Source organism: Aquabacterium sp., assembly GCF_034003525.1.
In the GTDB taxonomy this organism is placed as follows: domain Bacteria; phylum Pseudomonadota; class Gammaproteobacteria; order Burkholderiales; family Burkholderiaceae_C; genus Aquabacterium.
Genome location: NZ_JAVEYN010000001.1, coordinates 66124 through 78750, shown reverse-complemented (window position 1 = coordinate 78750; position 12627 = coordinate 66124). Strand labels below are relative to the sequence as shown.

General features: G+C 64.6%; 11 protein-coding genes. 3 read left to right on the top strand and 8 right to left on the bottom strand.

Annotated features, from left to right (window positions below; all coding sequences use genetic code 11):
• Positions 1-3 precede the first annotated feature (3 nt).
• The 4 genes from ybaL to RBT42_RS00370 form a co-directional block, all read right to left on the bottom strand.
• On the bottom strand, positions 4-1722 hold the full coding sequence (gene ybaL / locus RBT42_RS00385; RefSeq protein WP_320361577.1) for a YbaL family putative K(+) efflux transporter: 1719 nt from the start codon (positions 1720-1722) through the stop codon (positions 4-6).
• A 78-nt stretch (positions 1723-1800) separates the two neighbouring features.
• Positions 1801-2646: an amino acid ABC transporter permease gene (locus tag RBT42_RS00380; RefSeq protein WP_320361576.1), complete on the bottom strand. Its 846-nt coding sequence runs from the start codon at positions 2644-2646 to the stop codon at positions 1801-1803.
• A complete protein-coding gene (locus RBT42_RS00375; protein WP_320361574.1) occupies positions 2643-3500 on the bottom strand; it encodes an ABC transporter permease subunit in 858 nt (285 codons plus the stop codon). Before RBT42_RS00375 ends, RBT42_RS00380 begins: the two co-directional genes overlap by 4 nt.
• Before the next feature lie 15 nt (positions 3501-3515).
• On the bottom strand, positions 3516-4553 hold the full coding sequence (locus RBT42_RS00370) for an amino acid ABC transporter substrate-binding protein (RefSeq protein ID WP_320361572.1): 1038 nt from the start codon (positions 4551-4553) through the stop codon (positions 3516-3518).
• A gap of 161 nt (positions 4554-4714) precedes the next feature.
• Between RBT42_RS00370 and RBT42_RS00365 the strand changes: the two genes are divergently transcribed.
• Together RBT42_RS00365 and RBT42_RS00360 are read left to right on the top strand one after the other, a co-directional pair.
• On the top strand, positions 4715-6004 hold the full coding sequence (locus RBT42_RS00365; protein ID WP_320361570.1) for a DNA repair exonuclease: 1290 nt from the start codon (positions 4715-4717) through the stop codon (positions 6002-6004).
• A complete protein-coding gene (locus RBT42_RS00360; protein WP_320361568.1) occupies positions 6001-9546 on the top strand; it encodes an ATP-binding protein in 3546 nt (1181 codons plus the stop codon). Before RBT42_RS00365 ends, RBT42_RS00360 begins: the two co-directional genes overlap by 4 nt.
• A 566-nt stretch (positions 9547-10112) precedes the next feature.
• Here RBT42_RS00360 and RBT42_RS00355 read toward each other — a convergent pair.
• The 3 genes from RBT42_RS00355 to RBT42_RS00345 form a co-directional block, all read right to left on the bottom strand.
• Positions 10113-10637: a hypothetical protein gene (locus RBT42_RS00355; protein ID WP_320361567.1), complete on the bottom strand. Its 525-nt coding sequence runs from the start codon at positions 10635-10637 to the stop codon at positions 10113-10115.
• Positions 10634-11299, bottom strand: coding sequence for a VC1465 family Xer recombination activation factor (locus RBT42_RS00350; protein WP_320361882.1), 666 nt, complete (start codon positions 11297-11299; stop codon positions 10634-10636). Before RBT42_RS00350 ends, RBT42_RS00355 begins: the two co-directional genes overlap by 4 nt.
• Positions 11300-11442: 143 nt before the next feature.
• Positions 11443-11757: a hypothetical protein gene (locus RBT42_RS00345; RefSeq protein WP_320361566.1), complete on the bottom strand. Its 315-nt coding sequence runs from the start codon at positions 11755-11757 to the stop codon at positions 11443-11445.
• 67 nt (positions 11758-11824) lie between these two features.
• On the opposite strand from RBT42_RS00345, the gene RBT42_RS00340 reads away from it, so the two are divergent.
• Positions 11825-12262 carry a hypothetical protein gene (locus RBT42_RS00340; RefSeq protein WP_320361565.1) on the top strand — a complete coding sequence of 146 codons (438 nt, stop codon included), beginning with the start codon at positions 11825-11827 and terminating at the stop codon, positions 12260-12262.
• Between the two features lie 47 nt (positions 12263-12309).
• Here RBT42_RS00340 and RBT42_RS00335 read toward each other — a convergent pair whose 3' ends face one another.
• Positions 12310-12531: a hypothetical protein gene (locus RBT42_RS00335; RefSeq protein WP_320361563.1), complete on the bottom strand. Its 222-nt coding sequence runs from the start codon at positions 12529-12531 to the stop codon at positions 12310-12312.
• Positions 12532-12627 lie beyond the last annotated feature (96 nt).

Sequence of the window (12627 nt, the reverse complement as noted above, 5' to 3'; positions counted from 1 at the left end):
CGCTCAGTGGCGTGTGTTGCCGGTTTGGGGGCCGAAGCGCTCAACCACATGGTGCGTCATGCCCTTGGCGAGTTCTTCTTCACCAAAGAACACCATGCCCAGGTTCTCCTTGCGCAGGAGCCGTGATTCCTCGTCGCTGTGGGTGCGCAAGACGACTTCGATGCCGGGGTTGAGCGTGCGCGCGGTGTCCACCATCTGGCGCACATTGAGCGGGTCAGGCGTGGCCACGACGAGCAGGGCAGCCTCGGCGATGTGGGCCTGGATCAGCACTGCCGGGTCGGTGGCATTGCCGTAGACGGCGGCCTTGCCCTGCTTGCGCAGGTCTTCGACCAGCTCGCGGTTCTGTTCGGCCACGACATAAGGGATGCCGTTGTCTTCGAGTGCCTGGGCAATGCGTCGGCCGACGCGGCCGTAGCCCACCAGCACCACCTGGCCGGCCAGGTAACGCCGCTCGGTGCTCATGGGCAGTTCGGCATAGGGGTCATCGCGGCTTTCCAGGCGGCGCGCAAACTCGGAGCGGGCCAGCACCCACCGCTGCAATGGTTCGGAGATGGCGAAAATAAGCGGATTGAGCGCGATGGAGATCAGCGCGGCGGCCAGCACCAGGCTCATGCCCTCGGCCGGCATCAGGCCCAGGCTCACCCCCAGCCCGGCGAGGATGAAGGAGAACTCACCGATCTGCGCCAGGCTGGCGGCCACCGTGATGGCGGTGTTGAGCGGGTAGCGAAAGGCCAGCACCAGCAGCAACGCGGCCAGCGATTTGCCCAGAATGATGATGGCCACGGCCACCGCCACATGCGTTGGTTGTTCAAGCAGGATGGCCGGCTGAAACAGCATGCCGACCGAGACAAAGAAAAGCACCGAAAAGGCATCGCGCAAGGGCAGGGATTCTTCGGCGGCGCGGTGGCTGAACTCGGACTCGCGCATCACCATGCCGGCGAAGAAGGCGCCCAGCGCAAACGAGACATGGAACAGCACGGAGGCGCCATAGGCAATGCTGATGGCCATGGCGACGACCGACAGCGTGAACAGCTCACGCGAGCCGGTGCGGGCGACCTGCCACAGCAGCCAAGGCAGCACCTTGCGCCCGGCGACCAGCATCACCACGATGAAGGCGACCACCTGCAACAGGGTTTGACCAATGGTCCACCACAGGCCGGCGCTGTCACCACTCGCCTGGTGCAGCACGGTGCCACCGAGCACCCCGGCCAAGGGCGGCAGGAGCACCAGCACCAGCACGGTGGCCAGGTCTTCCACCACCAGCCAGCCCACGGCGATGCGGCCATTCATGGTGTCGAGCAAGCCGCGCGATTCCAGCGCCTTGAGCAAGACCACCGTGCTCGCGCACGACAGCGACAGGCCAAACACCAGGCCTGCGCCCCAACTCCAGCCCCAGAACCAGGCGGCGGCCATGCCCAGCAAGGTCGCCAGGGACATTTGCACCACCGCGCCGGGCACGGCAATGCGCTTGACGGCCAGCAGGTCCTTCAAGGAGAAGTGCAGCCCCACGCCGAACATCAGCAACATCACCCCGATCTCGGACAGTTGCGAGGCAATGCCGATGTCGGCCACAAAGCCCGGCGTGCCCGGCCCCAGCACGATGCCGGCCAGCAGGTAGCCGACCAAGGCAGGCAGCTTGAGCCGCTCGGCAATGAAGCCGAGGACCAAGGCCATGCCGAAGCCGGCGGCAATGGTGGAGATGAGGGTGACGTTATGGTCCATGCAGGCGGGGCCAATCGGGGAGAGGAGGGGGGCGATTCATTATCTATGACGACCGATCGTGCCGGTAGCCGAGGGCGCTCATTGCGGTGCGGTGAGCCAGTGGCGCTCCAGCCATCGTCCCAGGTAGGACAGGCCCCAGCACATCAGCGCGTAGACCAGGCCGACAAAGAGATAGGCCTCGAAGTAATAGGGGCGCCAGACGGGATCGCCGCCCAGACTGAGTGAAAGTCCGCCGGTGAGTTCGTGCAGGCCGATCACCATGACCAGGGAGCTGTCCTTGAGCAGGCCGATGGCGTGGCCGGTGAGGGCGGGCAAGACGGCGCGCACGGCCTGAGGCAGTACGATGCGTCGCTGGATGCCCGGCCAGGACAGACCCAAGGTGGCAGCGGCTTCGCGCTGTTCGGTGGGCACGGTCTGTAAACCGCCGCGCAGCACCTCGGCCAGGTAGACGGCCGAGAACAGGGTAAGGGCCACACCTGCCCGCCAGCCCAGGCTCGCTTGCCAGGACTCGGGCAGCACCAGGGGCAGGATGAAGGCGGCCACAAACAGCAAGGTGACCAGCGGCACGCCCCGGATCAGTTCAATGAAGGCCACCGCAGGCACTTTGAGCCAGGCCGGGCCGTTGTGGCGGGCCAAGGCCAGCGCCAGGCCCAGGGGCCAGGAGGCCAGCAGGCTACCGCCAAACAGCACCAGCGTCAGTGGCAGTCCACTCAGGCCAGTGTCGGCGGGGTGCCCCGTCAGCATGGGCCAGCCTTTCTCGGCGATCACACCCCAGCAGGCCCCTTCGTGGGCGAGGGCACGACAGGCATCGGCATCGGGCGCCCACACCGCATCGCGGATGCCCCAGGCATACAGGTGCCACAGCACGGTGGCAGCCAGCAGCAGCCCCAGGAGCGCAAGAAGGCGCTGCAACAAGCCGGTCATGCCACGCCTTTCAGCCCCTGGCGGGCGTTGAACCAGTTCATCAGCACCGACACCAGCAGGGACAGGCTCAGGTACACGGCCATCATCACCGCCAGGCATTCGATGGCGCGGCCGGTCTGGTTCAACGCCGTGTTGCTGACCGACACCAGGTCCGGGTAGCCGATGGCCACGGCCAGCGAGGAGTTCTTGATGAGGTTGAGGTACTGGTTGGTGGTGGCGGGGATGATGGTGCGCAGCGCCTGCGGGATCAGCACCAGGCGGACTTGCTGCCAGCGCGTGGCGCCCAGGGTGCTGGCCGCTTCCATCAGGCTGTGCGGCACCGCCTCCAGACCGCTGCGGATGACCTCGGACAGAAACGCACTGGTATAGACACTCAGCGCCAGGGTCAGGGCGAGAAACTCCGGTGTGACCGCTGCACCACCGTGCACATTGAACACGTCCTGAACGGGCACCTCCCAGTGCCAGGCGCCCAGCTCGTCTGGCATCAGCCAGGGAAATGCCAGGCCGCCCTTGCTCAGCCAGACACCGGGCAGCAACGACAGCGCCTCGTTGGAGTCTGGCAGCCATTCCACCAGCAGGAAGTACCAGATCAGCACCTGCAGCAACAGCGGCACGTTGCGGATCAGCTCCACATAGCCGGTGGCCAGTTGGGCCCAGCCTGGCGCACGCGAGCGCCGCAGCAGCGCCATGGTCAAGGCGAGGGCGGTGGCCAGCAGCAGGGCCGGTAGGCTCACCCGCAGCGTGTTGCCCAGCCCGACCACGATGGCCCACCACAGAGGCTGGCTGGCATCAAAGGCCAGCAGCCCGGTCTCACCGATGTCGAAACCGGCGGGTTGCGAGAAGAAAGACAGCATCGCCCCGCGCCCGCCTCAGCGCACCGGTGGCGGGTAGATCAGGCCACCCTGGTTCCACAGCCGGTTGGGCCCGCGTGGCAGCTTGAGCACGGACTGGGCGCCCACGTTGCGCTCGAAGATTTCTCCGTAGTTGCCCACGGCCTGGATGGCGCGGTAGGCCCAGTCCTTCTTCAGACCCAGCATGGCGCCCGTGTCTTCACCCGTGCCCAGCAGGCGCTGGATGGCCGGGTCGGTCGAGGTCTTGCGCAATTGCTCGATGTTGGCCCGGGTGATGCCCAGCTCTTCGGCTTCCTGCAGCGCAAACACCGTCCACTTCACGATGGCGAACCATTCATCGTCCCCCCGGCGCACCAGCGGGCCGAGGGGCTCCTTCGAGATCAGGTCCGGCAGGATCAGGTAGTCGTCGGGGCGGGGCGCTTCCTTGTTGCGGACGCTGGACAGGCCGGACGCGTCGGCCGTGTAGGCCTGGCAGCGGCCACTGAACAGCGCCTTGAAGGCGGCCTCGAAGCTGTCGAACACCACGGGCTTGATGTTGAGCTTGTGGGTGCGCGAGAAGTCAGCCAGATTCTTCTCGTTGGTGGTGCCGGCTTGCACGCACACCTGGGCATTCTTGAGTTGCTTGGCCTGCGTCACCTTGTATTTCTTGTTGACCAAAAAGCCCTGGCCGTCGAAGAAGGTGATGGCGGTGAAGTGGAAGCCCAGCGAGGCATCGCGGCTCAGCGTCCACGAGGTGTTGCGCGACAGCAGGTCGACCTGGCTGGATTTCAGCGCGGCGAAACGTTGCTGGGCGTTGAGCGGCACGTAGCGCACCTTGTTGGCATCGCCCAGGGTGGCAGCGGCCACGGCCCGGCAGATGTCCACGTCCAGTCCTTGCCATTGGCCTTTGGCATCAGGCGCAGAAAAACCGGCCACGCCGGTGCTGACCCCACACAGGATCTGGCCGCGTTGCTGGAGGGTGCTCAGGGTCTTGCCCGCGCTGGCGAGTCCGGGCCACAGGGCGGCACACAGGAGCAGGGCAGGCGCGAGCCATTGGCGAGAGAGGGGATGTGTCATGGCTTGAGCATAAAGGATGAGGCCAATTCCCCACAGCAAGATGCGGGCCGAGGGGCGCCAGAATCTGCATCAAGACGCGAGGCGGGCTCATCCCGTGAGCCGATCCCTTGTTAGAGTGCCGTTCAGCCGTACGGTCACCACCCATCGACACGAAAGTTGGCATGCGCTTCCTTCACGCCGCAGATCTGCACATTGACAGCCCCTTGCGCGGGCTCAACCGCTTTGAGGGCGCCCCTGTGGCCCGCCTGCGCGGCGCCACCCGACAAGCCTTGATTCGGCTGGTGGATCTGGCCATCGACGAAACGGTGGACTTTGTGCTGATTGCCGGCGACCTGTACGACCGCGACTGGCAGGATTTTCACACCGGGCTGTTCGTGCGCGAACAGATGGTGCGCCTGGGGCGTGCGGGGGTGAAAGTCTTCATCGTGCAGGGCAACCACGATGCGCAGGGCGTGATCTCACGCCAGTTGCCCTGGCCCGACAATGTCAAGGTGTTTTCCAGCCGCGCGGCCGAGACCGTGCGGCTCGACGACCTGCGCGTGGCCATCCACGGCCACAGCTTTCCCGACCGCGAGGTGCCGGAGGACCTGGTGCCCGGCTACCCGATGGCGGTGCCGGGCTACCTCAACATCGGCTTGCTGCACACCAGCCTGACCGGCGCCGAAGGCCACGACACCTACGCACCCACCTCGCTGGACACGCTGCGCAGCAAGGGCTACGACTACTGGGCGCTGGGCCATGTGCACGCCCGCCAGGTGGTGTGTGACGAGCCGCGGGTGGTGTACCCCGGCAATCTGCAAGGGCGCCACGCCCGGGAGACCGGCCCCAAGGGCTGCGAGTTGGTGAGCGTGGCTGGCGGCAAGCTGGACACCACCTTCGTGCCGCTGGACGTGGTGCGCTGGCACCAGATCGACGTGGCGCTGAACCCTTCGCACACCCTGGACGCCTTGCCGCAGTTGGTGGGCGAGGCCTTGCGGGTTGCGGTGGCCTCGGCGAGCGGTGAACGGCTGCACGCCGTGCGCGTCCTTTTGATGGGCGAATCGCCCTTGCACCTGCACGAGGCACGTCAACCGGGTACCCTGGCTGCCGCCGTACAGGCCGCAGCCCAGGACCTGATCGAGGCCGACGTGTGGATCGAGAAGGTGCAACTGGCCTTGCGCTCACCGGTCGACCGGGGGCAGTTGGCGCAGCGCAGCGATGCCCTGGGAGAACTCGTGCGTTGGGTGGACGACCTCGCTGCTGAGCCGCAGGTCCTGACGTCTTTCGCCCAACCCGTGCTCGCCGACGTGCTGGACAAGCTGCCCGCCGAGTTGCGGCAGGCCTTGGCGCTCAAGCGCGAGTCGGCCGACGATGTGCCCCAGTGGGACGATGCCGACGCCATGCTGGCCCTGCTGAAAGATGCTGAAGCGACGCTGCTGGCCCACCTGAATGTTGGCGAGGAACTGCCATGAAAATCCGTCAACTGTTCCTGAAGGCGTTCGGTCCCTTCACCGATGCCACCCTGGACTTCTCCGGCCCGGCGCGCATCCACTTGATTTACGGCCCCAACGAGGCAGGCAAGTCTTCGGCCCTGCGTGCACTGGGCGATCTGCGCTACGGCATCCACGCTCGCAGCACCGATGATTTCATCCACCCCTTCAAAGACATGCTCCTGGCCGGAACCTTTGAAGACGCCGCCGGGCAGGTGCATGCACTGGCCCGACGCAAGGGCACGAAGAACACGCTGATGCTGGCCGACCCGGCCACCGGCGTGCCGATTCCGAACAGCACCGTACCGCCCGATGTGCAACTGGCCCTGACCGGCGGCGTGCAGCGCGAGCAGTTCGAGACGATGTACGGGCTGAACTCGGCGCATCTGCGCGAGGGTGGTCAGCAACTGATCCGAGGGGAGGGCGAACTGGGCGCGGCGCTGTTCGAGGCCAGCACGGGCTCGGCGGGCATCAAGGCCCTGCAGACTTTGCTGGACACCGAGGCGAGGCGCTACTTCATGCCCCGAGGGCGCAATGCCTTGCTCAACCAGGCCGCCGATGAACTGGACGAGGCCCGCAAGCGCCACAAGCAGGCCATCACCAAGCCCGACCAGTGGAAAGCGCTCAAGCGCACCCACGATGAGGCCCGCCAGCAGGTACAGATGCTGCGCGAGCAACTGGCCCATCATCGCCGCCGCCAGAACGAGCTGACCGAGTTACGGGCCGTGGCCCCTCTGATCCGCGAGCTGGACCGGCTGGAAGCCGAGTGGGCCACGGTGGAAGGGGATGTGCAACTGCCATCTGACGCTCGCGAGCGTCGTCTGACCGCACAGCAAACGCAGGCCCAGGCCCGCCGCGACCTGACGGACTCCCTGGAGCGAGAGGCCCAGTGTCAGCAGGCGCTGTCGGCGTTGACGGTGGAACAAGCCTTGTTGAGGGAAGGTGCGGCCATCGAGCGCCTGCAGACCAACTTGGCCCAGGTGCGCCGCGATCGAGACCGCCTCGCCCGACTGCGCGCCGCGGTGGAGGAGGGCGCACACAGCCTGTTGGGCCAGATGCGACGCCTGCTGCCCGAAGCGCTGCACACCTTGAGCGTCGACGAAGGTGTGGCGCACATGCCCTCCCTGGCCGACCAGACCGCGTGGCGGGCCGCTGCGGCCGAGAGCCTGGACCAGGCGCGAGACCTGATCGGGGCACGCCAGCAATTGGACACCGCCCGCCGCAAGCTGGCGCAGCTGAACGAGCAGTGGCGTGCGCAGTCGCTCGAAGCGCCGGATACGGCTTTGCAGGCCGCACTCAGCGAGCGCCTGCAGCGGGCGCTCGCTTTGGGCGACATCGGCCAGAGCATCTCAAAGTTGGAGCAGCAGCACCGCAGCGCCCAGCGTCAGCTCGAGCGCGATCTGGAGGCGCTGGGGCTGAGCACGGTCGCGCAACTGGCCGCCAGCCGGGGGCTGAGCCTGGTGGACATCGACGCCCACGAGCACGCCCATGCCAAGCTGCGCCAGGAGCTGGCGACCTTGGTGGCCCGGCGCGAGAGCACAGAGGGTGACCTGCGCCTGCAAACAGCCAGGCACCATAAGCTCGGCGCCGTGGGCGAGGTCGTGAGTGCCGATACCCTGCGTCAAGCCCGAGCCCAGCGCGACACACTTTGGCAGAGCGTGCGCGCCGTGCTGGAAGAGGGCGCGCCAGCCGCCACTGACAAGGCCACGCTGTCGCAGGACTGCGCCCAGGCCATCTTGGAGGCCGACCGCCAGGCCGATCTGCTGCGCGAAGGCGCCCAGCGCGCCGCCGAAATGGCCGAGTGTGCCCAGCGCATCGCCGACATGCAGCACACCTTGACCGAGCTGCGGACCGCCGAGGCCAGCTTGCAGGCCTCCATCGCCGACCTGGAGGCCCGCTGGCAAGCGCGCCTGAGCGAACAAGGCCTCCCAGTGATGGGCACCGGCGCGGCGCGTGAATGGCTGGCGCTGCGTCAAAGCGCCCTCGCACAGCGCGACCGCGTGGCTGAATTGGCCGACGAGCTGAACCAATGCCGTACTCAGGAGCGAGAGGCCGACGCCGAACTGGCCGCCGCCATCCAGGCCTTGGTGCCGCCGGCCCATCACCTTCATCAAGCGGGGCAGGGCCTCGCAGCCCGGATCAGCCAGGCACAGCAGTTGGAACGCGACCTGATGGCCCGCCGCGTCGCTGCCGAGCAACATGCCCAGGCCACGCAGACCTGGCAACGCGAGATTGCAGAGGCGGAGCACGCTGAGCGCGCACTGCAGTCGGCTGCTCAACCCGTGCGGGAGCGCCTGCATGTCGCCTGCGCGCGCCTGCACCTGCCGCCGGACGCCTCGCCCGAGGTGATCAACACCCGTCTGGCAGAGTGGCAAGACTGGGGTGACGCACACCGTCGTCACGCCGATCAGGCCTTGCAACTCAAGCAAGGCGAAGCCGCCGAGCAAGCGGTCGTGGCCGAGGCGCAGGCCCTGGCGCAACTCCTTGCCGAGCCGCTGGGCGCTCACCTGGAGGCCTGGGTCGATGCCCTTGTGGCGCGCCTGCAAACCAGTCGCGAAGCCCATCGGCAGCAAGCCGAATTCGCACGCCAACTGCAGGACGAGGCCCGTCGCCGCACGCGGGTCCAGGCTGAGCTGGACGCGGCCGCTGCCGAACTTGCGGCCCTGGTTCAACTGGCCGGCGTGAGTGCCGCCGACGAGCTGACTGAGGCCGAAACCCGCTCTGAACATCGCCGAACCATGGCAGAGCGCCTGCAGCACCAACGAGCGCAACTGGCGGGGGCCAGCGAAAAAGACCTGAACACCTTGCGCCACCTCTTGGAGGATCAGGACAGCCTGGCCCTCGACATGGAGCGCCAAGCCTTGACCGACGAGATCCAGCGCTTGGAGGGACAGGAACAAGCCGCCATCAACACCGAGCACCTCGCCGCGTCGAACCTGGCTGCCATCGACACGTCCGACGAGGCAGCCCGTGCGCGGGAAGAAATGGAGTCCTCACTGGCGCGCTATCGCTCCGGTGTGCGGCCCTGGGCCCAACTCAAACTGGCCGAGGCGATGTTAAGCGAGGTGCTCAGGCGTCACCGCGAAAAGGCCCAGGGCCCCGTGGTGGCCTTGGCCGGTCGCTATTTCGAGACGATGACGGCCGGCCGCTTTGTGCGCTTGCTGGTGGACGCCGACGGCGACAAGCCTGTGCTGCTGGCCCAGCCTGCACAGGGTCAGCCGGTGGGCATAGGCGGCCTGAGCGAAGGCACGGCCGACCAGCTCTACCTGGCTTTGCGCTTGGCCGCACTGGAAGTGCAACGCACGCCAGACCGGCTCATGCCGCTGGTGCTGGACGACGTGCTGATGACGGCCGACGATCAACGCGCCGCATGCATGCTTCAAGCACTGGAGACGTTTTCGGTTGGGGGTCAGGTGCTGCTGTTCAGCCACCACCAACACCTGACCGACATCGCGCGCCGCGTGCTGAGCAGCGACGTGCTGCAGGTTCACAGCTTGCCGACCAGCCCGTTCGCAGTTGGCTAGCCCGGAACTTATCCCCGCATCTTGTGGATAAGCTTGTTGGCAAGGTCGGGGTAAGCCGGTTTGGCCCAGGGAAGCCCCTTGGATTGCATCAAAAACAGGCAGCATCCAGGAATCGCAGCCTGACGCTTCAGATTTGTATACTGTCTACGATGTGTACATATTCGACATGATAATCGGAGTGAAATATCTTCACAAATGAATTAAAAAAATAGATATTCGATAAATACATGGTCTTGATGTCGCGAAACCCAACCAGGGACGCCTCGTTTTTCTCCGCGTAATTCAACCAGGAACGCCACCGCCTTGAGTTTGTGTGACCGTCACGCTAACTCTCAGATCCGGCTCCTGCGTCGCCACCATGCGACCAGTACCCCAATAATCGTGACCGTCACGGAATCCCCTCGACCCCACCGGAGTTGCGGCGTACAAAGTTGATGGCCAAGGGACGAGTTAGCGCGAAGTCAAACGGCCAGAGTAGGGCGCGCAAGGCGAGCCGCCGTACCCAATGCGAGCGAATCTTCACAACACGGTCAGTGGTGCTTGACCAGGCCAAATACAGCGATCGTTCAATGCTCATTGATCTCTCCTTGGGGCGATCGGGCCAACTTCGTCCAGCGAACAGCACCACCAGCTGACGACTCAAGCTCGGTGACAGACGCAACCGACGGGGCCTGGACTGAGACGACGCCATCAACCAGCAGCCCATGACGCAGCAGAAACGCCTTGAGCGTTTGCCGCGAGGCTGTGAAGCCCAGACGCCTCTCCAGCTCGTTTTGAAGCCATACAAGGCCGCTTGTGCGCCTCGGTGCGCACCATGCCCGGATCAGGTCAACATGCTCCGAGCCCAGCTCGCCATACACACGCTCAGCCTTGACCTGTGACCATGCGGGCAGCACTCGAACGAACCCACGCACGCTGATGAAGCGCTGCAAGGTGGCCTCGTTCATCGAAGGAAGCCCACAGGCTTCCTGGACCAGGGGGCAGAGCTTGCGCAATGACAAGCCGGGGTTGGCTTCAAGCACAGCCCGCACAAGGCCCACGTGATGAGTCTGCAGCAGCACGGCCGGGGACTGACCAGGACGGCGGCTCATCGCACATCTCCTTGGGCGTACGAGCCGCCCAGACTGCCATCGGGACGCAGGGTCCAGGCGAACCGACCACGGTCCAGGCCCCACGAAACGTAGTCGTTTGCCTCTGTCCGAAGACCCCTGTTCTTTGCCTCAGAAATCTCATCGGTGAGACAAACGGGACGTGTTACAAGATCGCTCCCGTCCTGGCGAGCCACGGCCGAATTGACTAGAAGATTCCCATTTTTGGGACAAACGGGACGTGTTACAAGACCGTCCCGCCGATCCGCGCCCGGACCTGGGTGCGCCGGCGCGGCCGTCTCCCCCCGTTCCGGGCTCGTCACCGACAGGTGACTGCCATGCATCACTGCGCTCAGCTCCTTGAGCTTGGCCTGGGAAGCCTGCCACTTGTTGTAGACCTCGGTGAACAGGGCTGCCTTGCGTACGGTGAGAGACAACCAGGACAGGTCCTTGGCAGCGAAGCCGTGACCCTCTGGGGACCACAAGACGCCTCGACTGAAGGACCAGCCATCCCACTTGCCGGGCAGCTCATCGCGAGCCATGACTCGCAGCAACTTGTACGTGGCAAACGGGATGGGGGTAGAGCCCGACTCCCAGTAATAGATCGTCCTGGTAGAGACCTGAAGAAACTTCGCAATGGACGCGCGGTTGAAGCCCAGCGTCATGTACAAGACACGCAGCCGATAGCCTTGCTCACGTAGCTGAGCACGCCGATCCAGCTGTCCTGACTTCGCTTTAGTTACTTGCGACGATGTGTATTATGTAAACTATGGTGTGGACGCCGATTTTCACAGAGATCTGATCTCGCTCATCTACGGTTCTGGGGGGCAATCTTCATACAAGGACCGGATGCGACGAAGTCGCAATCCTTCAGGTCCATCAACCGCCGCTCAAGTGCCTGCATTGCCTTACGGTCGGTGATGAAGCGGTCTGCGATGAATCCAGCAAACGCAAAAATGCTCAGCCAGATCAAAACCACTGCCCAGGTTGGCCATTGGTGAGGCTCGGGCGGAGACGAACGATCACGACGGAATGTGCGCGGCGCATATGACGCCCGCTTCACAGCATCAGCGTCTTTGGCTTTCCGGTCATCCTTGTACCAATCGCGGTCTTGATATCCCATGCGAGCACTGTAAACGGTGCGAAGGGCGCTATAGCAGGTATAACAATCCAAAACATCAGAGGACCGCATGCCATTTGAAAGAAAGCCCTCCCCCATCACTTTCTGGACCATCGTGGGGGCCGTCACGCTCGGCATCCTGATGGCCGATGCCATCAAAACTGTGGTGGTCGCGGTATATGCGCGCATTGAACTGAACAACGTGATCAAAGAGTTGAACGCGCAAACGCGAAAACAACAAGCAGAGGCACATGCACGCGCCATGGCGGCCAAAATTCAAGCTGAAGCCGACGCGAAGGCAGCCCAGGCACGCATCAACGCGCAAAGACAAGCTGAAGCAATGGCACACCAACGAGCCATTGACAAAGAGCTCGCATGGAAAAGCTACTACACGGCACCAAAGGTCTGCCAGAGCCCACCGGATTCAGCCGCATTCACGAAATGTGCAAACGACCACATCAAGGCGCGAGAGGCTTTTGAACAGTCCTATCGGCACTCGCAACCTTGATATTGCCTATGGTGGGCGATTCAATCACGCTCCCCTGTGCCAACAACTCAAGTGCACTTGGCCCCTGCCGAACAAAACAGCTCAATCGCTGGCTGTAGAGCCCGTCTGGCCGCCCGCTCCGCCACGATGGGTTCGAAGAACAGCGTCAGGCCCAGGGCCACCAACATCCAGAACACCGCGATCTTCCAGGCCGACGCGGACAGGATGCGCGCCCACCAGCCCATCGGCTTGCCACCATCGCTGTGTCCCTCACGATCCTGATTTCTCATGCCGGAGACTATAAGCCCCGCCACGCACTGCGCCATGTCACGACCGTCTTCACGCTGCTGTGCTAGAAAGCAAGACTACCCACACTTCACCCAGGA